Source organism: Amycolatopsis sp. WAC 01376 (assembly GCF_003947415.1).
Lineage (GTDB): Bacteria > Actinomycetota > Actinomycetes > Mycobacteriales > Pseudonocardiaceae > Amycolatopsis.
Genome location: NZ_QHKL01000009.1, coordinates 69,759 through 91,295 on the forward strand (window position 1 = coordinate 69,759; position 21,537 = coordinate 91,295).

General features: G+C 67.3%; 19 protein-coding genes. 11 read left to right on the top strand and 8 right to left on the bottom strand.

Annotation, left to right across the window (positions count from 1 at the left end; translation table 11 throughout):
* Window position 1 precedes the first annotated feature (1 nt).
* Window positions 2–1,240, bottom strand: coding sequence for a D-alanyl-D-alanine carboxypeptidase family protein (locus tag DMH03_RS35730; protein WP_199749152.1), 1,239 nt, complete (start codon window positions 1,238–1,240; stop codon window positions 2–4).
* A 43-nt stretch (window positions 1,241–1,283) separates the two neighbouring features.
* Between DMH03_RS35730 and DMH03_RS35735 the strand changes: the two genes are divergently transcribed.
* Window positions 1,284–1,538: an SCO4848 family membrane protein gene (locus DMH03_RS35735; protein ID WP_026467335.1), complete on the top strand. Its 255-nt coding sequence runs from the start codon at window positions 1,284–1,286 to the stop codon at window positions 1,536–1,538.
* Between the two features lie 79 nt (window positions 1,539–1,617).
* The gene (locus tag DMH03_RS35740; protein ID WP_125796440.1) at window positions 1,618–3,030 is read left to right on the top strand and encodes a S8 family serine peptidase; all 1,413 of its coding nucleotides are present in this window, start codon (window positions 1,618–1,620) and stop codon (window positions 3,028–3,030) included.
* A gap of 48 nt (window positions 3,031–3,078) precedes the next feature.
* Here DMH03_RS35740 and DMH03_RS35745 read toward each other — a convergent pair whose 3' ends face one another.
* Entirely contained in the window at window positions 3,079–3,996 is a 918-nt protein-coding gene (locus DMH03_RS35745) for a hypothetical protein (RefSeq protein WP_125796441.1), read from the bottom strand.
* 140 nt (window positions 3,997–4,136) lie between these two features.
* Here DMH03_RS35745 and DMH03_RS35750 point away from each other — a divergent pair, with 140 nt between their 5' ends.
* Window positions 4,137–5,366 carry a M14 family zinc carboxypeptidase gene (locus DMH03_RS35750; RefSeq protein WP_233611806.1) on the top strand — a complete coding sequence of 410 codons (1,230 nt, stop codon included), beginning with the start codon at window positions 4,137–4,139 and terminating at the stop codon, window positions 5,364–5,366.
* Window positions 5,367–5,437: 71 nt separating this feature from the next.
* Here DMH03_RS35750 and DMH03_RS35755 read toward each other — a convergent pair whose 3' ends face one another.
* The 5 genes from DMH03_RS35755 to sdhC form a co-directional block, all read right to left on the bottom strand.
* Complete coding sequence (locus DMH03_RS35755) at window positions 5,438–6,403, bottom strand: hypothetical protein (RefSeq protein ID WP_125796443.1); 966 nt, start codon at window positions 6,401–6,403, stop codon at window positions 5,438–5,440.
* Between the two features lie 161 nt (window positions 6,404–6,564).
* Window positions 6,565–7,335 (bottom strand): succinate dehydrogenase iron-sulfur subunit, encoded by a 771-nt coding sequence (locus DMH03_RS35760; protein ID WP_007032047.1) that lies wholly within the window; start codon window positions 7,333–7,335, stop codon window positions 6,565–6,567.
* A complete protein-coding gene (gene sdhA / locus DMH03_RS35765; protein ID WP_125796444.1) occupies window positions 7,335–9,089 on the bottom strand; it encodes a succinate dehydrogenase flavoprotein subunit in 1,755 nt (584 codons plus the stop codon). Before sdhA ends, DMH03_RS35760 begins: the two co-directional genes overlap by 1 nt.
* 28 nt (window positions 9,090–9,117) lie before the next feature.
* Window positions 9,118–9,537: a succinate dehydrogenase hydrophobic membrane anchor subunit gene (locus tag DMH03_RS35770; RefSeq protein WP_125796445.1), complete on the bottom strand. Its 420-nt coding sequence runs from the start codon at window positions 9,535–9,537 to the stop codon at window positions 9,118–9,120.
* Window positions 9,538–9,539: 2 nt separating this feature from the next.
* Window positions 9,540–9,983 carry a succinate dehydrogenase, cytochrome b556 subunit gene (gene sdhC, locus DMH03_RS35775; RefSeq protein WP_081809635.1) on the bottom strand — a complete coding sequence of 148 codons (444 nt, stop codon included), beginning with the start codon at window positions 9,981–9,983 and terminating at the stop codon, window positions 9,540–9,542.
* A gap of 543 nt (window positions 9,984–10,526) precedes the next feature.
* Here sdhC and DMH03_RS35780 point away from each other — a divergent pair.
* From DMH03_RS35780 to DMH03_RS35805, 6 genes are all read left to right on the top strand, one after another.
* The gene (locus DMH03_RS35780; RefSeq protein WP_125796446.1) at window positions 10,527–11,663 is read left to right on the top strand and encodes a BMP family protein; all 1,137 of its coding nucleotides are present in this window, start codon (window positions 10,527–10,529) and stop codon (window positions 11,661–11,663) included.
* Between the two features lie 79 nt (window positions 11,664–11,742).
* Window positions 11,743–13,320, top strand: a complete 1,578-nt coding sequence (locus DMH03_RS35785) for an ABC transporter ATP-binding protein (protein ID WP_125796447.1) — start codon at window positions 11,743–11,745, stop codon at window positions 13,318–13,320.
* Window positions 13,317–14,414 (top strand): ABC transporter permease, encoded by a 1,098-nt coding sequence (locus DMH03_RS35790; protein WP_125796448.1) that lies wholly within the window; start codon window positions 13,317–13,319, stop codon window positions 14,412–14,414. Before DMH03_RS35785 ends, DMH03_RS35790 begins: the two co-directional genes overlap by 4 nt.
* Window positions 14,411–15,685 (top strand): ABC transporter permease, encoded by a 1,275-nt coding sequence (locus DMH03_RS35795; protein WP_199749153.1) that lies wholly within the window; start codon window positions 14,411–14,413, stop codon window positions 15,683–15,685. The genes DMH03_RS35790 and DMH03_RS35795 overlap by 4 nt, the downstream gene beginning before the upstream one ends.
* Before the next feature lies 1 nt (window position 15,686).
* A complete protein-coding gene (locus DMH03_RS35800) occupies window positions 15,687–16,076 on the top strand; it encodes a cytidine deaminase (protein WP_125796449.1) in 390 nt (129 codons plus the stop codon).
* Window positions 16,073–17,353, top strand: a complete 1,281-nt coding sequence (locus DMH03_RS35805; RefSeq protein WP_125796450.1) for a thymidine phosphorylase — start codon at window positions 16,073–16,075, stop codon at window positions 17,351–17,353. The genes DMH03_RS35800 and DMH03_RS35805 overlap by 4 nt, the downstream gene beginning before the upstream one ends.
* Before the next feature lie 490 nt (window positions 17,354–17,843).
* On the opposite strand, the gene DMH03_RS35810 is transcribed toward DMH03_RS35805, so the two are convergent.
* Complete coding sequence (locus tag DMH03_RS35810) at window positions 17,844–18,932, bottom strand: PA containing protein (RefSeq protein WP_125796451.1); 1,089 nt, start codon at window positions 18,930–18,932, stop codon at window positions 17,844–17,846.
* A gap of 210 nt (window positions 18,933–19,142) precedes the next feature.
* Here DMH03_RS35810 and DMH03_RS35815 point away from each other — a divergent pair, with 210 nt between their 5' ends.
* Window positions 19,143–20,252: an adenosine deaminase gene (locus tag DMH03_RS35815; protein ID WP_125796452.1), complete on the top strand. Its 1,110-nt coding sequence runs from the start codon at window positions 19,143–19,145 to the stop codon at window positions 20,250–20,252.
* A gap of 56 nt (window positions 20,253–20,308) precedes the next feature.
* A complete protein-coding gene (locus DMH03_RS35820; RefSeq protein WP_125796453.1) occupies window positions 20,309–21,511 on the top strand; it encodes an MFS transporter in 1,203 nt (400 codons plus the stop codon).
* Window positions 21,512–21,537 lie beyond the last annotated feature (26 nt).

Here is a 21,537-nt window from a genome sequence, read left to right on the forward strand (position 1 = left end):
GCTACTCGCCCGCCATGGCCTTCCGGCGCTGGTGACCGACGACGAACGACGCCACGATGATCAGGAAGACGACCAGCGTGATGATCCAGCCCGTCACCCCGAACGGGTCTTCGGCCGCGGCCGCGGCGCCACTGTTCGAAGCGCCGTCGGCGTTCGGCACGGCGTTGGCCGGATCCGCTTCCACCGCGGCCGCCGGCCGGTATTCGATGCGCCCCACCGATTCGGCCTTGGCCTCGCGCAGCGCGATGCCGTAATCGAGGAGCTTCGCGGCCTGTTCGGTGACCCGCGTCGGGCGTTGCTCGGCGCGAAGCATCACGACCCCGACCCGGTGACCGTTCCGGACCGCGCTGCCGGCGTAGGTGTGGCGCGCGTCGTCGGTGAATCCGGTCTTTCCGCCGGTGAATCCGGGATAGCTACCGAGGAGTTTGTTGTCGTTGTAAATCGTGATGACCGGTTTTCCCGCGGTGGGCGGGATTTCGAAACTCTTCGTCTTGACCACCTTGGCGAATTCGGGGTTCTTCATCGCGTGGTGGAAGATCAGGCTCATGTCGTAGGCGGAGGTCGACATGCCGGGGCCGTCGAGTCCGGACGGTGTCGCGGCCCGGGTGTCCGTGGCGCCGATGCGGGTGGCCAGCGCGTTCATCTTCGCGAGGGTCGCGTCCACGCCGCCGAGCACGGTGGAGAGCGCGTGCGCCGCGTCGTTCCCCGAGTGCATCAGCAGTCCGTGCAGCAGCTGGTCCACTGTGTACTGACCGGCCGCGGCGATGCCCATGCAGGTGCACTCCTGCTCGGCGTCCTCCTTGGTCGGCACGACGACCTTGTTCGGCGGCAGTTCGGTGACCACCACGAGCCCGAGCAGGACCTTGATCAGCGACGCCGGCCGCTGACGGGCGTGCGGGTCCTTCGCGGCGATGACGTCGCCGGTTTCGAGGTCCTGCAGCACCCAGGACGCGGCGGTGCTTCCCTCGGGCGGGTTCAGCGCGCGCTTCGGCAGCACGACCCCGCATTCGGCCATCCGGTCGCCCCCCACCGGGACCGGCGGGACCGGCAACGGCTCCGGCGCGGCCTCCCCGGGGCGCGGTTTCTCGGAGGTGTCGATCGGCGCGGGAGGCGTCGTCTTGTTCGCGCACGGCTGCGCCTGGGCTGGTGGCTTCGGAGCCGCAGTGGCCACCGGCGTCACCGCGAGGGCGAGCACACCGGAAACGAGGACCATGAGCGACCGGGAGATAGCGCTGTGCACCCGAGCAATGTAGCGTCGCCGGGCTCGCTGCATACTCAGGGGCATGCGCATTTCGCGAGGTACTTCGATGTTCCTGCTGGGTTTCGGCGTGTGGTCGTGGATCATCTGGATCACGTTCGCCAAGAATCTCTGGGACAGCGACCGCGCCTGGGCCGCAGACGGCTCGCCGACCGCCTACTTCATCGTGCACGCGGTGCTGACGGTCGTCTCGTTCGTGCTCGGCACCATCATCGGCCTGATCGGTCTGCGCACGCTTCGTGGCGCCAAGTCACGGGACGCGGAAAAGGCTGACGCCTGATCGGGTTTGTCGTCCTTTTGACGGTGGTGGGCCCGGCGTCGGCTCCCTAACGTTCACCTCACCGAATCATGGAGGCTGAATGTCCCGGATCAGACGTCTGCTCGTCCCCGCGCTCGTCGCGGCGGCGGCCGGAAGCGTGTTCGCGGCCCCGTCGGCGAGTGCCGCGCCCGCGCCGCAGTGCGACACCGCGAGCGCGCCGTTCAACTACGTGGTGCTCTACGACCCGCGCACCCCGGAGCGCAAGGTCGACGCCGAGCTGCGCGCCAAATGTGGCGAGAAGGTCGCGTACTACCCGGAGATCGGGGTCGCGGTCGCGACCTCGCGCAACGCCGACTTCCAGGCGAAGATCGGCGTCTTCCGCGCCTACTCGGGCGGCCGTGACGTGGCGTTCCCGCCGGCGGCCTCGGCCAGGTCGACCCGCTCCGCCGTGGTCGACACCAAGGAGAACGAAGAGACCACCAGCGTCGCCGTCGAAGAGGACCTGTCGGCCCAGCAGTGGGACATGCGGGCGATCCAGGCTCCCGAAGCGAACAAGGTCTCCGGTGGCAGCCGCTCGGTGACCGTCGGCGTGCTGGACTCGGGCATCGAGCCCACCCACCCCGGGCTGAAGGACGCTCTGGACCCGAAGACGTCCGCGGGTTGCAACTCCGGCGCGCCCGACACCACTCCCGCCGCCTGGGCCCCGACGAACTCCGACCACGGCACGCACGTCGCCGGGACGATCGCGGGCAAGGACACCGCGCGCGGCTTCACGGGCGTCGCGCCCGGCGTCAAGCTGGCGTCGGTGAAGGTCGTGAACGACGACGGCCTGATCCTTCCCGAGGCCGCGGTGTGCGGGTTCATGTGGGCCGCGAAGCACCGCTTCCCGGTGACGAACAACAGCTACTACATCGACCCGGGCATGTTCTACTGCACGAAGGAGCCGGGCGACGCGGCCGCGTTCGAGGCCGTCCGCCGCGCGGTGACCTACTCGACCGGTCGTGGCGTGCTGAACGTCGCCGCCGCCGGAAACAGCGGCTTCGACCCGGACAAGCAGACCACCGACCCGAACCGCCCCCACCCGATCGACGAGAGCTGCGGCATCCTGCCCAAGGCCATCGACGGCGTCGTCAACGTCTCGGCCATCGGCTACGCGGGCACGAAGTCGTCGTACAGCAACTACGGTGACGACGTTTCGGTCACCGCCCCCGCCGCCGGGCTCGCCCTGCTGCCGCCCGCCGGCCAGGGTGTGGGCTGCCCGCTGTCGACGATCTTCAACGGTGCCTACGGCGCCAAGTGCGGCACGTCGATGGCGTCTCCGCACGCCGCCGGTGTCGCCGCGCTGCTGGCGTCCCGCTACCGCCACGCTCCGCCGCGGCTGCTGACCTGGCTGCTGGAGCACCAGGCCGACGCGGTCGAGTGCGGCACCGCCGCACCGGTCTGTGAAGGCCCGGCGAAGGACAACTCGTACTACGGGCACGGCCGCGTCAACGCTCTGGACGCGGTGAAGTAGATCTTTTCGTTCGCCGGGGCCCGTCCGCGTTTCGCGGGCGGGCCCCGGTCATTCAGTCCCTCGTACGTCAGCGACGAATCCGAAGCGCTGGCCGTTCTGTGGTGCCGTTCCCTTCAACCGCAGGACGGTGTCTCTGCCTTCACGCGAGCGTTCTATCTCTGTCGTGGGCAGAGGCTTCACCTTCAGCGCCGCATCGTCTTTGAAGTTGCGGAAAGTCACCTTGAATTCGAACTCGGCGACCGTAGTGGTGAACGAGGTGTCGAAAGCCTCGGGCCGGAGCCCCTTCATGAGGTCGGCCGAGTATTTCGGCCAATGCCATTCCGCGGTGACCATGTCCCCTTCCTCGACGGTGCGGCCGAGATGGACGTAGACCGTTAGTTTCGGTTCACCTAGTTCGGTGTCCGACCACCTCGAAGTCGTGGGAACGCGTATTCCCGATTGCGGGTCGGAAGCGGTGGCGTGGACGAAGTCATACGTCACCCTTCGCTTCTCGCGGTTGGTGTACTTGGTGGCGCCGTAACAAACCGAGGTGAAGGTGAGGTACCGGAGGTGATGACCAGCCGACTTGGCCATCGTCACTTCTCGGCGAATCCAGGTGTCGCCGTTTTCGTCGATCCATGTGTCCTGCTCCCAGCGGCGAATGCCCACCGGCGTCGTTTTGGGTAAGTCCGGCAGGTAGGAATGAAGAAGCTGCTCAGTTCTGGTCAAGCGATCGCGCAGATTGCGGGTGGCGGAGAACGAAACCAGCGCGGCCGTAACGAACAGGACGGCGGCCGCTGTAGCGAAGGTCGTGCGCAACCAGGCGAGCCCAAGGACCTGGCCGAGTATCCCGATCGTGCTCAAGGCCGCGACCGCGCCTGCGACGACACGGAGGTAGCCGTGGCGGTAGACGAGATCTTCGAGATCTGACAGCAGTGGCAGGAGCCGACGAGACAGGGTTCTGCGCAGTTCGGTCGTCGCTTCCATGGGATCCCCTCGGATGGACCAGCCGATGACCTCTCAGGCTAGCTCGGTCAGGCATTCACCGGGGTTCGGCACTTTCGCAGGATTCGCGATCGGGTCCCACTGGTTACGTTGTGAACACCTTCGACAGTGGGGAGTTCACGATGTCGGTGTTCGGTCGGTTGGTTCCCGTGGTGGTGGGGCTGGCGATGCTCCCGCTTGTCAGTGCGCCCGCGGCGGTCGCGGCTCCGGTGGCGCCCTGCAGCGACGAGCCACGGGAGCTGCCCATCAACGAGTTCACCGACTATCGCGAGATGGTCCGCGAACTCGGCAGGCTCGAGCGCGTGAGCAAGGGGCGGGTGGCCGTCAAGGAGGTCGGGCGGTCCAACCGCGGGCGGGTGATCCACCAGGCGACCGTCGGGACCGGCCCGAAGGTCTTCGTGGTCTCCAGTGAGATCCACGGGAACGAGAAGACCGGCACCGACGCGCTGTTGCGCATCCTCGACTACCTCGGCACGTCGGAATCGCGGGACGCCGAGCGGCTGAGGAAGACCATCACCTTCGTCGCGGTCCCGAAACTGAACCCGGACGGCGCCGAACTCGACCGGCGTGGCAACGACCTGTCGTGGGCAGAAGTCCAGCGGAAGTTCCCGCAACTCAAGGACCGGCCGCCCGCCTGGAACTACCTCAACGACGTCCTCCAGGGCGACGACTACCGGAAACGGCCGGGATTCGACGTCAACCGCGACTTCAACCCGGACCTGAACTACGTCCCGCGCGCGGAGGACTTCCCCGGCGCGCCGGATCAGCCTGGCTGGTTCATCACGCCCGAGGCGCGGGCGCTGCGTTCGGTGTACACCGGGTTGACCGCTCAGCGGGGGAAGGTCCCCGACGTCTACGTCGACCTGCACCACCAGGGCGCGTGCGTCCGGCAGGAAGGCAGCAACCGGCTCCTCGACGTCGGCATCGACTACCCGCCGCTGCCCGACAAGTTCTTCGAGCCTGGCCAGAAGTACGCGAAGTACCGCAATGTGTACACAAAGGACGAATCGCGGCAGCTGGCGATCAGCGCGTTCAACGGGATGACGTCGCGCGGGTTCGTCGGGGCGCGGTATCCGCACGGCGCCGACCGCGACCTGCCGGGGCAGGCACGGTGCTCGTTCGCCTTGAACGGGACTGGAACGGTGCTGTTCGAGGTGCGCGGGCAGACGCAGACGCTGGGGCAGCAGCACCGGGAGCACTTCACGCGTGCCGTGATGGCGGGGCTGTACAACATGTTGCGGGACGTGAGCACGGGCGCTGTCGACTACATCGACCCGGAGGCTTTCGACCTGCTGCCCGGGACCGCAGACTCCTCCGCCGGCCACTCGCTGGACGCGCGCGTGCTTGAGTAGCTCGCTTTCTGTGAAGTACATGATGGCCCCCTTCCTGTACCTAGGCGCAAGGAAGGGGGCCTTCATGTACTTCAGGCTGCTGTCGCCAGGTGGATGTCGGGTCCGGGTCTGGCCACGGCCACGTCGTGCGCGGCAGTGAGGGAAGCGAGGACACCGTCGGGGTCGTCTCGAAGCCGGGAGGGCAGAGTTTGCACGACGACGAGGCCCGCCGCCGCATACCGCGTATTGCGCTCGACGGTTCGTGCATAGTCCGACTTGCGGAAATGAAACTCGAAGGAGTCGATCTCCCAAACGAGACCGACGTCCTTCCACAACGCGTCGGGACGTCCGATGTAGTTGCCTTGCCGGTCATAGATCGCCGCATTCCAGTGGCTCGGTGGTATCGGCATGCGCCGGCTGAGGATCCTGGCGCGCGATTCCGCCATGGACCGGAGATCTACCCAGTTCGCGAGCAGGCGCCTCGGTACAGCGGTACCTCGAAGTGAGCCGTGATCGAGTTCGCGAAGCAGGACCTTCGGAAGGCATCCGCCTTTCTGGACCGCTTCGATCAAAATCGCCTCGACCTGCTCGGCGTCCCCGAGCCGCCGCGCCGCGTCCGTTGTGGCCCGGATCAGCGGGGCAAGGGGAACGCCGTTTCGGACGACAGGGGACGGCAAGTGGATCGTCCGTTCCATCGTCACGAAACCGGTGCTGCGGATCTTCCGATCATGCGGGATCAGCAGATGCAGACCGGTGTCCGAGGGCAACGCGGATGTACGCAGTCCGTGCCGCCGACAGGCTTCGATTCCGGTGAGAACCGCGTCCGCTCCGCCGTGCAGTAGCCCCGCGATCACGAGCTGCTTGCTCGTGGGTTCGTTGTTGTGCAGCAGGATGATGCCCGGCAGTAAGCGTTGCCAGGGGCCGCCGGGCAGGCAGCGGGTGTAGATCGTCCGGCTGCTCATCTCGAGGCTTTCCAGATCGGAGGCCCGGACGACGCCGTTGCGACTCCGTTCGTGCAGCAGTTCGGGATGCTGAGCCCATTTCCCCCTCTTGGTCATGAAGCTCAGCGTGGGCCGGAGCAGCCTGTCCCGCCAGAGCCGATTTGCCGACCTGTGGATAACTGCACCGTTGTGGATAACTCAGCTCCAAGTACATGAAGGCCCCCTTCCTTGCGCCTAGCGCAAGGAAGGGGGCCTTCATGTACTTGGAGCCAGAAGCGTCAGACGCGCTTGAAGAGCAAAGCGCGCTTCACTTCCTGAATGGCCTTCGTCACCTGGATGCCGCGCGGGCAAGCGTCGGTGCAGTTGAACGTCGTCCGGCAGCGCCAGACACCCTCGGAGTCGTTCAGGATGTCGAGCCGCTCTTCGGCGCCTTCGTCACGCGAGTCGAAGATGAACCGGTGCGCGTTGACGATCGCGGCCGGGCCGAAGTACGAGCCGTCGTTCCAGTACACCGGGCACGAGGACGTGCAGCAGGCGCACAGGATGCACTTGGTCGTGTCGTCGAACCGGTCGCGGTCGGCCTGCGACTGGATCCGCTCGCGCGTGGGCTCGTTCCCGTAGGCGATGAGGTACGGCTTCACGGCCTTGTACGCCTCGAAGAACGGGTCCATGTCGACGTAAAGGTCCTTGAGCGTGGTCAGACCCTTGATCGGCGCGATGGTGATGGTGGTCTTCTTGCCACCGGTCTCCAGCAGGTCCTTCATCAGGACCTTGCACGCCAGCCGGTTGATGCCGTTGATCTGCATCGCGTCGGAACCGCAGACGCCGTGCGCGCACGAGCGCCGGAACGAGAACGTCCCGTCGATGTAGTCCTTCACGTAGAAGAGCAGGTTCAGCAGCCGGTCGGTGCGCTGCGCGGGGACGTCGTAGGACTCCCAGTGCGGCTCGGTGTCGACTTCGGGGTTGAACCGGAGGATCTTCAGTGTGACGGTGATCGGCGTGTGGTCGGAGGACACGGCCTCCGACTTCTCGGGGGTGGCCGTGGTCATCAGTACTTCCGCTCCATCGGTTCGTAGCGGGTGAAGGTCACCGGCTTGTAGTCCAGTCGGATGTCCGCGGTCAGCTCGGAACCCTGCTTGTAGGCCATGGTGTGCCGCATGAAGTTCGTGTCGTCACGGTTCGGGTAGTCCTCGCGGGCGTGTCCGCCGCGGGATTCCTTGCGCGCCAGGGCGCCGACGACCAGGACTTCGGCGAGTTCGAGCAGGAAGCCCAGCTCGACGGCCTCGAGGACGTCGGTGTTGTACCGCTTCCCCTTGTCCGACACGGTGATCCGGTTGTACCGCTCCTTCAGCGCCTGCACGTCGGTCAGCGCCTGCTTGAGCGTGTCCTCCGTGCGGTACACCGAGGCGTGCGAGTCCATCGTCCGCTGCAGCTCGGTGCGGATGTCGGCGACGCGCTCGTCACCGTGCTCCGACAGCAGCAGCGACAGCTGGTCCTCGACGACCTTTGTCGGGTTCTCCGGCAGCTCGATGTGCTCGTGCGCCAGCGCGTACTCGGCGGCGGCGATGCCGGCGCGACGGCCGAAGACGTTGATGTCCAGCAGCGAGTTGGTGCCCAGCCGGTTCGAGCCGTGCACGGAAACGCACGCGACCTCGCCCGCGGCGTACAGGCCGGGGATGACGTTCTCGTTGTCCCGCAACGCCTCGCCGTGGATGTTGGTCGGGATGCCGCCCATCACGTAGTGGCAGGTCGGGAACACCGGCACCGGCTCGGTGACCGGGTCGACACCCAGGTACGTCCGCGAGAATTCCATGATGTCCGGGAGTTTCGCGTTCAGCGTCTCTTCCGGGATGTGCGTGACGTCGAGGACGACGTAGTCCTTGTTCGGCCCGCAGCCGCGGCCCTGCAGCACTTCCTGCACCATCGACCGGGCGACGATGTCACGCGGTGCGAGGTCCTTGATGGTGGGGGCGTAGCGCTCCATGAACCGCTCGCCGTCGGCGTTGCGGAGGATGCCGCCCTCACCGCGCACGGCCTCGGAGATGAGGATGCCGAGCCCGGCGAGACCTGTCGGGTGGAACTGGAAGAACTCCATGTCCTCCAGCGGCAGGCCCTTGCGGAAGATGATGCCGAGGCCGTCACCGGTGAGGGTGTGCGCGTTCGACGTCGTCTTGAAGATCTTGCCCGCGCCGCCGGTGGCGAACACGATCGACTTCGCCTGGAAGACGTGCAGCTCGCCGGTCGCCAGCTCGTAGGCGACGACGCCGGAAGCGGCCGGGTTGCCGTCCTCGTCCGGCGTCAGCACCAGGTCGAGCACGTAGAACTCGTTGAAGAACTCGGTGCCGTGCTTGACGCAGTTTTGGTACAGCGTCTGCAGGATCATGTGCCCGGTGCGGTCCGCGGCGTAGCAGGCGCGGCGCACCGCGGCCTTGCCGTGGTCACGGGTGTGCCCGCCGAAGCGGCGCTGGTCGATCTTGCCTTCGGGCGTCCGGTTGAACGGCAGGCCCATCTTCTCGAGGTCGAGGACCGCGTCGATGGCTTCCTTCGCCATGATCTCGGCGGCGTCCTGGTCGACCAGGTAGTCGCCACCCTTGATCGTGTCGAAGGTGTGCCACTCCCAGTTGTCCTCTTCGACGTTCGCCAGCGCGGCGCACATGCCACCCTGGGCGGCGCCGGTGTGCGAACGCGTCGGGTAGAGCTTGGTGAGGACCGCGGTGCGGGCACGCTGGCCGGATTCGATGGCCGCGCGCATGCCGGCGCCACCGGCGCCGACGATCACCACGTCGTACTTGTGGAACTGCATGAGGACTCCGCTTACCTGTGGTGGGGCGTCAGTTGGCCGAGATGCCGGGATCGAAGGTGAAGATCACCATCGTGCCGACGGCGAGGATCAGCACCATCGAGACGTAGAGCACGATCTTCAGCCAGAACCGGGTGCTGTCCTTGCGGGCGTAGTCGTCGATGATCGTGCGCAGCCCGTTGCCGCCGTGGATCTCGGCGAGCCACAGCATCGACAGGTCCCAGAACTGCCAGAACGGCGAGGCCCAGCGGCCGGCGACGAAACCCCAGTTGATGCGGTGCACGCCGCCGTCGAGGATGTTCATGATGAACAGGTGGCCGAGCACCAGCACGACCAGGGCGAGGCCCGAGATGCGCATGAACAGCCAGCTGTAGAGCTCGAAGTTGCTGCGGCGGGCAGCGGGGCGCTTCGGCGATCGCGGCTTGTCGAGTGCGAGAACTTCGGATGCCATGGTCAGTGCCCCCCGAACATAACTTCGACGGTGCGCTTCATCATGAAGAAGGCACCGGGAATCATCACCACGACCCAGATGGCCAGGATGGTCCAGAGCATCGGCTTCTGGAACTTCGGTCCCTTCTCCCAGAAGTCGACCAGCATGACCCGGATGCCGTTGAGCGCGTGGAACAGGACCGCGCCGACGAGGCCGACCTCGAGGAGGTTGACCAGCGGGGTCTTGTAGGTCTCGATGACTTCGTTGTACGTGTCGGGCGACACGCGCACGAGCGCGGTGTCGAGCACGTGCACGAAGAGGAAGAAGAATGTCAGCACGCCGGTGATGCGGTGCAGCACCCAGGACCACATACCGGGGTCGCCCCGGTAGAAGGTCCCTTGCCGGCGTGAGGCACCCGCCCGATCGCTCGCTGCCGCCTCGGTGGCGGTGCTAGCCGTGGTGGACATCGGTGAACGGCCTCCAACGTCATGGCTTGGGCCCGCTGACCGCTGGTTTCCGCGCCTGCCGCCGGGACGTCCACCTGGGGACGGCTCCGGCGACGGTGCCGAGATCATGGTCATCGAGCGTGGATGAAAAGGATGCTAGACCCGCACCTCACGGTGGGCTCACCTCCGGGTTCCTCTGTGTGATGGACCAGACATCGAGGCCCCTGCCCGATCGGGTGACGCGGGCCGGTAACTCACCGGTTCGTCCACTGTGGACGGGAGGGGGTGTCGCGGGGCGCTCTGAACGGTGCGTGACGATCTTGGGTCGTTCTCGCGGCCAGTGGGCCGGGTGCTGCCTGCGATTACTCCGTTGTGGTCACCGTGCGTACTCCGTTCGTCGCGCGTACGACTCATGAGTAAACGTTTGTGTTACGTAGCGTGCCTTTCCTATGGCGGCTAAGCAGCCGTTAGGTACCGTCTCTCGGTCGAACCCGGCACTGTCGCCGGGTCGTTTCTTCGGACCATCCGCTGGATCAGCGGGGAGGGAGACACACGTTGCGTCGCATGCGTGGAACCGCGCTGGCCGCCGCCGCCATGGCCGGTGCTCTGGTACTGGCCGGATGCGCGAAGGATTCAGGTGCGGGGAACAACAACAACGCGGGCTCTGGGGATCAGTCCGCCAGCTGCGTGACGGCGCCGAAGCCGCCCGCCGCGGCGGCCGCCTCGACCAGCACCAGCCAGTCCAGTGAGAAGGTCGACGGCAGCAAGCTGAAGGTCGCGCTGGCCTTCGACGTCGGCGGTCGTGGCGACGCGTCCTTCAACGACTCCGCCGCCGCCGGTACGGACAAGGCGAAGGCCGAACTCGGCGTCACCACGGTCACCGAGAGCACCGCCGCGGCGACCGAAGACGAGGCCGCCAAGTCGCAGCGTCTCGACCAGCTCGCTTCGCAGGGCTTCAGCCCGATCATCGCGGTCGGCTTCGCCTACGCCAACGCTGTCAAGGCTGTCGCGCCGAAGTACCCGAACACGAAGTTCGCGATCGTCGACGAGTCCGTCGAGGCTCCGAACGTCACCTCGCTCGTCTTCGCCGAGGAGCAGGGCTCGTTCCTGGCCGGTGTCGCCGCCGCCTACAAGTCGAAGAAGTGCCACGTCGGCTTCGTCGGTGGCGTGAACACGCCGCTGATCCAGAAGTTCGAGGCCGGCTTCCTCCAGGGTGTGAAGGCCGCTTCGTCCAAGGCCAAGATCGAGGACGAGTACCTCACCCCGGCCGGTGACTTCTCCGGGTTCCAGGACCCGGCGAAGGGCAACGTGAAGGCCGCCGCGCAGATCGCCAAGGGCGCGGATGTGCTCTACCACGCCGCCGGTGCCTCCGGTAAGGGCGTTTTCGAGGCCGCGAAGTCGAACAACGCGCTCGCCATCGGCGTCGACTCCGACCAGTACAACCAGAAGACGGTCGAGGCGTCGAAGGACGTCATCATCACCTCGATGCTCAAGCGCGTCGACGTGGCGGTGTTCGACTACCTGCGCGCGCTCGCGAAGGGCGACCTGACGTCGCTGCCGAAGCGGTTCGACCTCAAGGTCGACGGCATCGGCTACGCCACCTCCGGTGGCAAGGTCGACGACATCAAGGACGTCCTCGAGGGCTACAAGGCGCAGATCGTCTCCGGGGCGATCACCGTCTCGGACAAGCCGCAGAAGTAAGCTCCACCAGGCAGCGGGGCTCGGGAGGGTGACCCCTTCCGAGCCCCAACCTGTTTACCCAGAACTGGATGGCTTTTCCATGAGCGCTCCCCAGGCCGAGGTCACCGACGCCCCCGACCGGGGTGAACCGGCCGTGCAGCTGACCGGGATCACGAAGCGGTTCCCCGGTGTCGTTGCCAACTCCGACGTCAACCTCACCGTCACCAAGGGCGAGGTGCACGCTGTCTGCGGCGAGAACGGCGCGGGCAAATCGACCCTGATGAAGATCCTCTACGGCATGCAGCAGCCGGACGAGGGCGACATCGCGATCAACGGCGAACCGGTGCGGCTGCGCAACCCGCAGGACGCCATCAAGGCCGGGATCGGGATGGTCCACCAGCACTTCATGCTGGCCGACAACCTGACCGTGGGGGAGAACGTCTTCCTCGGCGCGGAGAACCTGCACGGCATCGGCCGCGCGGCCAGGGCGAAACTGGCGGAGCTGGCCGAACGGGTCGGCCTGCACGCCCGGCCGGACGCGCTGCTCGAAGAACTCGGCGTCGCCGACCGCCAGCGCGTGGAGATCGTGAAGGTGCTCTACCGCGGCGCCCGGATCATCATCCTCGACGAGCCCACCGCGGTGCTCGTGCCGCAGGAGGTCGACGCGCTGTTCGAGACCGTCCGCGCGATGAAGGAGGACGGCTTCACCTTCCTCTTCATCTCGCACAAGCTTGACGAGGTGCGCGCGATCGCCGACACGGTCACCGTGATCCGCCGCGGCACCACCGTCGGCACGGCCGATCCGAAGACGATCACCTCACGTCAGCTGGCCGAGATGATGGTCGGCTCAGAGCTCCCCAGCCCGGAGACCCGTGAGTCCACCGTGACCGATCGGCCCGTCCTCCGCCTGGACGACGTCTGCTTGAGCGTCGAGGGTTCCGAGCGGAACGTTCTCGACCACATCTCCTTCACGGTGCACGCGGGCGAGGTGCTCGGGATCGCCGGCGTCGAGGGCAACGGCCAGACCGAACTCGTCGAGACGATCATGGGCATGCGCAAGGGCGGCGGCCGGATCGAACTGACCGAGGTCGACGGCCAGGTCGTCGAACTGCACAAACTGGGGACGCTCGCCCGCCGCGAGGCCGGGATCGGCTACATCGCCGAAGACCGTACGCGGCACAGCCTCCTGCTCACGCAACCCTTGTGGGTCAACCGGATCCTCGGCTACCAGACCCGCGAGCCGGTCGCGAAAGGACAGTTGCTCGACATCGCCGGCGCGCGTGAGGACACCCGCCGCATCGTCGAGCAGTACGACGTCCGCACGCCGGGCATCGACGTCCCGGCCGCCGCGCTTTCCGGTGGTAACCAGCAGAAGCTGATCGTCGGGCGTGAGCTTTCCGGCGATCCGGTGCTGCTGATCGCGTCGCATCCGACGCGTGGTGTCGACGTCGGCGCGCAGGCGCTGATCTGGGAGCAGATCCGCCAGGCCCGTGCGGCCGGGCTCGCCGTGCTCCTGGTTTCGGCCGACCTCGACGAGCTGATCGGGCTTTCCGACACCATTCAGGTCATGCTGCGCGGACGACTGGTCGGCGAGGCCGACCCCGCGACCGTGACCCCGCAGCAACTGGGCTCCGCGATGACGGGTGCCTCCGAAGACTCCGAAGAGGGTGCATCGTGAGTTCCTGGCGTACGAGGCTGCTGCCGCCTCTGCTCGCGATCGTGTTCGCCGTCATCCTGACGGCCATCGCGCTGATCATCTCGGGCGCCGACCCACTCCAGGCCTACGGCACGATGATCGGCCAGCTCTTCAAGGGCTCGACCGCCGTCGACACGGTGAACCTCGCGACGGTCTACTACCTGTCCGGGCTCGCGGTGGCCATCGGCTTCCAGATGAACCTCTTCAACATCGGTGTCGAGGGCCAGTACCGGTTCGCCGCCATCGTCACCGCCATCATCGGCGGGGCACTGCAGCTGCCGCCGGTGATCCACGTGCTGGCGATCCTGGTCGTCGCGGTGGCCAGCGGCATGCTGTACGCGGCCATCCCGGCCGTGCTGAAGGTGACCCGAGGCGTTTCCGAGGTCATCTCGACGATCATGCTGAACGCGATCGTCGGCGGCATCGTGGCGTTCCTGGTCAACGCGGACCAGTTCGGCGTGCAGACCGGCAACAACATCGCCACCCGGCAGATCGACGGCACCGGCCGGATCCCGGGTATCCCGATCCTTTCCGGTGAGCTGTTCGGCTTCGTGTTCATCGCGGCGCTGATCGGCGCGGCCTACTGGTTCATGCTCAACCGGACCCGGTTCGGGTTCGAGCTCAAGGCCTCCGGTGAGTCGACGACGGCGGCGGCCGCCGGTGGTGTCAACGCCAAGAAGATGACGCTGATCGCGATGCTGCTTTCCGGTGGCGTCGCCGGTCTGGTCGCGATGCCGGAACTGCTCGGCCGCGACTTCAGCTACGGCATCACCTCGACCCAGATGTACGGCTTCACCGGTATCGCGGTCGCTCTGCTCGGCCGCAACCACCCGGCGGGCATCGCGCTGGGCGCCCTGCTGTGGGCGTTCCTCGACCGGTCCGCGGTGTCGCTCGAACAGATCAACGTGTCCAAAGAGATCGCCACGATCATGCAGGGCGTGATCGTGCTGTCGGTCGTCATCGCGTACGAGATCGTGCGCCGCGCGGACCTGGCCGCCGAACAGCGTCGCGTCGGTCGCGCGCTGGCGGGCAACGGCCGCAAGGGGTCGAGCGTTTCCGAGGGAGGTGCGGTGTGACCACCGCGGACGTTCTGTCGCCCAACACGGGCGGGACCACCATGCCGGTGAAGCCGCCGAAGCGCCGCGTTCCCGGCTGGCTCAAGGGCGCGATCTGGGGGCTGCTGGCCGTCGGCGTGCTCGCGATCGCGTCGTACGCCACCGGCGTCAACACGCTGACCTCGACCAACACCGCGCACACCGCGCTGAGGCTGGCGCTGCCGATCCTGCTCTGCGCGCTCGGCGGCCTCTGGGCCGAACGCGCGGGCGTGATCAACATCGGCCTCGAAGGCATGATGATCCTCGGCACTTGGGGTGCCGCCTGGGGCGCGTTCTACGGCGGTGTCTGGGCCGGATTGCTCGCGGCGGTGGTGTTCGGCGCGCTCGGCGGATTGCTGCACGCCGTCGCGACCGTGACCTTCAACGTCAACCACATCGTCTCCGGTGTGGCGATCAACCTGCTCGGCCTCGGGGTCGCGAAGTACCTGGCGAACCTGGTGTTCACCCCGCTTTCGGGGAACCCGCGCCAGTCGCCGCCGGTCCCGAAGTTCGACACCTATTCGGCGACGTTCCTCTCCGACTGGCTTTCGGATCTGGAGAAGATGCAGCGTGTCTTCATCTCCGACCTCGCCGGCATCCTCAACGGCCTGGTCACCGAGGTCGCGCCGCTGACGATGATCGCGATCGCGCTGGTCCCGATCAGCTACCTCGTGCTGTGGCGGACGCGATTCGGCCTGCGGCTGCGGTCCTGTGGCGAGAACCCGGTCGCGGCCGAGTCCCTCGGCGTGAAGGTCTACCTGCACAAGTACGTCGCCATGATCATCTCCGGCGGGCTCGCCGGAATGGGTGGCGCGTCGCTCGTGCTGCTCGCCGGCGGTGCGGACTACCTGGAGAACCAGACCAACAACCGCGGGTACATCGGCCTCGCGGCGATGATCTTCGGCAACTGGCGGCCGGGCGGCCTGCTCGGCGGCGCGGCGCTGTTCGGTTACGCGGACGGACTCCAGCTCGCCGGTGGCGGCACCGCGGTGCTCGCGCTGCTGTACGGCGCGGTGATCCTGCTGGCCGTGATCGTGGCGGTGCAGTTGTTCCGCCGCCAGTGGATCGCTTCCGCGCTCGGTGTCGTCGGCGCTGTCGCGCTGTACGCGATCTACTGGACCAACGACGACCTGCCCAGCGACCTCATCCCGTACACCGCGCACTTCGTGACGCTGATCGTGCTGGCGGTGGCTTCGCAGCGGCTGCGGCCGCCCAAGGCGATCGGCGCCACCTATCGGCGAGGTGAGGACTGACATGGCGGAGTACGACTGGGAAGCCTTGCGGGCGCAGGCCGTCGAGGCGGCGAAGTCGGCGTACGCGCCGTACTCGGGCCTGCATGTCGGCGTCGCGGGTGTGGTGGACGACGGCCGGATCGTCGTCGGCTGCAACGTCGAAAACGCTTCGTACGGCTTGGGAATGTGCGCGGAATGCACGATGGCGGGGCAGCTGCGGCTGACCGGCGGCGGCAAACTCGTCGCCGTCGCCTGCCGCAGCGGTGACGGTGACCTCCTGATGCCGTGCGGGCGCTGCCGTCAGATCCTGTTCGAGCACGGCGGCGCGGAGTGCCTTGTGGACACTCCGAGCGGCATCTTGCCGATGTCCGCGGTGCTGCCGGACGCGTTCGGACCGGACGACCTGCCATGAGCGCGTTCGCCGCCGTCGACGTCATCCGCGCGAAGCGGGACGGCGAACGGCTCACCGACGAGCAGATCGACTGGACGATCGACGCGTACACACGCGGCGACATCGCCGAGGAGCAGATGGCCGCGCTCGCGATGGCCATCTTCCTGCGGGGCATGGATTCCGGCGAGATCGCGCGCTGGACCGGCGCGATGATCTCGTCGGGGGAGCGGCTCGACCTGAAGGTCAGCCGTCCGACCATCGACAAGCATTCGACGGGCGGGGTCGGCGACAAGATCACGCTTCCGCTGGCGCCACTCGTCGCGGCCTGCGGGGCGGCCGTGCCGCAGCTGTCCGGACGCGGGCTCGGGCACACCGGCGGGACACTCGACAAACTGGAGTCGATCCCCGGCTGGCGTGCCGCTTTGTCGACATCGGAGATCATCCGGCAGCTCGAGGAGGTCGGCGCGGTGGTCTGCGCGGCCACGTCCGGGCTGGCTCCGGCCGACAAGAAGCTGTACGCGCTGCGGGACGTGACTTCGACGGTGGAGTCGATCCCGCTGATCGCGAGCTCGATCATGAGCAAGAAGATCGCGGAAGGTGCGGCCGGGCTCGTCCTCGATGTGAAGACCGGTTCGGGCGCGTTCATGAAGACGCTTCCGCAGGCGCGTGAACTCGCGCGGACCCTGGTGGAGATCGGGACCGCGCACGGCGTCGCGACGACGGCGCTGATCACGGACATGAACGTGCCGTTGGGCTACGCCGTCGGCAACGCGAGCGTGGTCGCGGAGTCGGTCGAGGTGCTGCGTGGCGGCGGCCCGGCCGACGTCGTCGAGCTGACCGTGGCGTTGGCCAGGGAGATGCTGGCGCTGGCAGGTCTGTCCGATGTGGACCCGGCCGCGGTGCTCGCGTCAGGGAAGGCCTACGAGACTTGGTGCCGGATGATCGCCGCGCAGGGCGGGGATCCGGACGCTCCTTTGCCACGACCTGAGCACGTCCACGTCGTCTCGGCGCCCGCTGATGGGGTTTTGTCGCGTTTGGACGCTTATTCGGTCGGGGTCGCCGCTTGGCGGCTCGGGGCCGGGCGGGCGCGCAAGGAGGATCCGGTGCAGGCCGCGGCCGGCGTGCTGTGCCTGGCGAAGCCGGGCGACAAGGTTTCGGCAGGGCAGCCGCTACTGGAGCTGCACACCGACACGCCGGATGCTGTTCCTTCGGCTCTCGCTGCGCTCGAAGACGCCTACGCCGTCTCCTCGGAGGCCCCGGCCTCCGCTCCGCTCGTCCTGGAGACCGTGTGGCCCTGACCCATCGTTCAGCCCCCTAATCGCGATCCGTGGTCGCCCGCGTTTCGTCCTCTGGTTGCGGTACTTGCACGCGCAAGTACCGCAACCAGAGGACGAAACGCGTAGGCGCGAGCCGGCGGCTTGGGTCCTTGCCAGGAGCGACGCGTCCCCAATGTGGCATTGGAGACGCTCAGCGTCTCCAATGCCACATTGGGGACATCGAGGCCGCTCCACGCCCGGGCCTCGGCGGACGCGCACCCTCGCCGGGTCGGCCCTACCGCAACCAGAGGACGAAATGCGTCAGGCCCCGGCGGATCGCGATTAGGGGGCTAAACGCAGGTCGGCGGCGGATCGCGTTTAGCCCGCTGAACGCAGGTCGGCGGTGCGGGGCGGGCGGATCGCGTTTAGCCCGCTAAACGCAGGTCGGAGCGGAGGCGCGAGCCCGGAGAAGCGTGAAGGCCCCTTCCCTCGGCGGAGCCGGAGGAAGGGGCCTTCACGCGTTAACAGAGCGTCAGTCGGTGGTCTCGTCGGTGCCGTCGGCCTTGGCCTTGGCGTCGGCCGCCTTGGGTGCGCGGCCGTTGCGCGAGCTGCGACGCGGCTGACGCGGGGCGGGCGGCGGCGGGGAGATCTGCTGCACGGCCGGGCCACCGCCGAGCATCAGCTCCGCGAAGGTCGCCATGGCCTCGTCCAGCTGGCCGCCGATGCGGCGCACGGACTCGTCGTTGCTCTTGCGCACCAGCGTGTCGACCGAGTCGGTGTCCGGCTGCTTCGACAGCGTGCTCTCGACCTTCGACAGGCCGGAGCGGATCGAGCCGTCGAGGTCGCCGAGGCGGCCGGTGAAGCCGTCTTCGACCTTGTCGAGGCGCTCGGCCAGGTGGTCGAGGTGCGAGGTGACCTTTTCGAGGCGGTCGCCGAGGCCGTCGAGACGGTCCGAAGCGTCGATCATCTCGCCGGTCTCGGTCAGCGCGGTCTTCAGCGCCTCGGTGTTCGCGGTGAGGCTTTCCTTGGTCGCCTTGTCGAGGTTCTCGACGCGGGTGCGCAGTTCGCGGTCCACGGTGTCGACACGGTCCCGCAGGGTCGACTCGGCCTGCTCGACGCGCTCGCGCACCGGGCCGATCACCGACTGCGGCAGCGCGTCGGTCTTCACGTCCTGCTTGTCGAGGTGCGCGCCGAGTTCGTCGAGACGGCGGTGGATGTTCTGGAGCTTGTCCTCGAGCCCGTCCATTCGGCCCCCGACGCCTTCGAGGCGCGCGGCCATGCCGTCGAGGCGGCCGTCGAGCTGAGCGAACGGCTTCGCCAGCTTGTCGACGATGCTTTCGACGGCGCGGGTCAGTGCGGCGATCGCGGTGTCCTGCGCTTCGAGCCGCGACATGGTCTCGTCGAGACGTTCGGCGAGCACGCTCGTCTCGGTGCGGTCGGGCATCTCCGAGAGCCGCTTGCGCACCGCGCCGAGCGAGTCGACCGGGGCCAGCCGTGCGTAGATGTCGTCGAGCGCGTCGAAGATCTGCTGCTGTTCGCTCTCACGCACTTCGGCCGCGCGCACCAGCATGTTGCGCATCCGGTCGAAGGACGGGGCGGCAATGTGGTTGTCAGTGGTCACTGCGGTGTCCTTCGTGGGCGGGGAAATGGGAGGGACGTGACGTCAAGCTTATCCATTGCGAAATTGCTCTGCGTATGGCCCCCGGGTATCGGACAATGTCGAGCTCTGACCCTGATGGCCGATTCAGCCCGTGATCGACAAAGCCGAGGGTTAACCAGAGCGTACGAGTTACCACCATGTAGGGGAATGACAGGCTGGTTACCGTTACGTATGTCCTCTGAAAGCAGCAGACCAAGCATCCCGGAGGCGGTACTGGCCCGCGCTCCGAAGGTTCTCCTCCACGACCACCTGGACGGCGGATTGCGTCCCGCCACGGTCGCCGAACTCGCCGAACAGACCGGGTACACGGCCTTGCCGACCAGCGATCCCGTCGAACTCGGCCGATGGTTCCGCGACGCCGCCGATTCCGGCTCCCTCGTCTCGTACCTTGAGACGTTCGCGCATACCTGCGGTGTCATGCAGACCGAGGAAGCGCTGGTCAGAGTGGCCGCCGAGGCGGTGGAAGACCTCGCGGCCGACGGCGTCGTCTACGCCGAGGTGCGGTATGCCCCCGAACTCTTCGTCGAACGCGGACTGTCACTCGATGCGGTGGTCGAGGCCATTCAGTCCGGATTCGCCGAAGGTGAACGGAGAGTGGCGGACCGCGGCGGCCGGATCCGCGTCGGGACGTTGCTCTGCGCGATGCGCCAGCACGCCAGGGCGCTCGAGATCGCCGGTCTCGCCGTCCGCTACCGCGACGCGGGCGTGGTCGGGTTCGACATCGCCGGACCGGAAGACGGATTTCCGCCTACCAGAAATCTCGACGCATTCGAGTTTCTGCGGACGAATAATGCGCATTTCACCATTCATGCCGGGGAGGCGTTCGGGCTGCCGTCCATTTGGGAGGCGATTCAGCATTGCGGCGCCGAGCGGCTCGGCCACGGGGTCCGCATCGTCGAGGACATCAAGACCGACAGTGACGGCACGGTCCATTTGGGACGGTTGGCCGCCTACGTCCGCGACCGCCGGATCCCGCTGGAGATCTGCCCCACGTCCAATGTCCAGACTGGAGCGGCGCGCTCGATCGGCGAGCATCCGATCGGCCTGCTCGCCAGGCTGCGGTTCCGGGTCACCGTCAACACCGACAACCGGCTGATGAGCGGCTGCTCGATGACCAGCGAATTCGCGGCGCTGGCCGAGGCGTTCGGCTTCGGGCTCGCCGATCTCGAGTGGTTCACCATCAATGCGATGAAATCCGCGTTCCTCGATTTCGATCAGCGCCTCGACACCATCAACACGGTCATCAAGCCGGGGTATGCCGCCTTGCGGTCGTTAGCATAGACAACTATCGTTCACTATGTAGGAGTTCTTTCCCAAATAGTGAAACGGTGGTCGTGATGACGCAGGTCGTGGACGTGGGGGTCGGCGGAAAACGACGCTGGCTCATCCTCGCGCTCGGCCTCGCCGCGCAGACCGCGAGCTGTTCGTTCCTCTACGGGATCCCGTTCCTGGTGCCGTCCATGCAGCGTGCGGAGGGGTTGACGCTCGCCGAAGCGGGAACCGTGGTCGCGGCGCCGAGTCTTGGCCTGCTGTTCACCTTGATCCTCTGGGGTGCGGCCGCGGACCGTTACGGAGAGCGTTTGGTAATGGCCCTCGGACTCGGCGTCTCGGGGTTACTCCTCGTGTACGCGGCCGTCGGTGACCACTCGCTCGGGATCCTCTTTGGGGTGTTCCTGCTCGCCGGTGCGAGCACCGCGTCAGTGAACGCCGCGAGCGGCCGGGCCGTCCTCGGCTGGTTCGGCCCGGCCGAGCGGGGCCTCGCGATGGGCATCCGCCAGATGGCCCAGCCGCTCGGGGTGGGCGTCGCCGCCTTCGGTCTCCCGCCGCTCGCGGACCGCTGGGGATTCCAGGTCTCGCTCCTGCTGCCCGCGCTGACCGCGATCGCCGTCGCGCTCCTCGTCGCCTGGCTGCTGGTCGATCCGCCGCGTCCGAAGGCCGAAGCGGGCAAACGGGAGAAGCCGCCGTCGCCGTACCGGAAGCCGGCGTTGTGGCGGGTCCACGGCGCGAGCGCGTTGCTCGTCGTCCCGCAGTTCACGGTTTCCGCCTTCACGCCCGTGTACCTGGTGACCATGCACGGCTGGACGGCCGCGTCCGCGGGCTGGTTCGTCGGCGCCGTCCAGATCCTCGGCGCGCTGGGCAGGATCGCGTCGGGCTACTGGTCCGACCGTGCCGGCAGCAGGCTGCGGCCGATGCGGCAGCTGGCGGTCGCGAGTGCCGGGGTGATGCTGCTGGTCGCGCTCGGGGACGCGACGTGGCCGTGGCTGGTGCTGCTCGCGCTCGTGCTGGCCGCGGTGATCACCGTGTCGGACAACGGGCTCGGGTTCACCGCGTCGGCGGAGATGGCCGGGCTCGCGTGGGCCGGGCGGGCGATGGGCACGCAGAACACCGGCCAGAACATCGCCGCGGCACTCACGCCGCCGCTGCTGGGTCTCGTGATCGGTGATTCGCGGTACGCCCTGGCGTTCTGCGTGGCCGCGGTCTTCCCGGTGCTGGCCATCGCGCTGGTGCCCGTCAAAGACGAGAGCCCCCAAACGCAATGAAAGGCCCCTTCATTGCAAAATTTGCA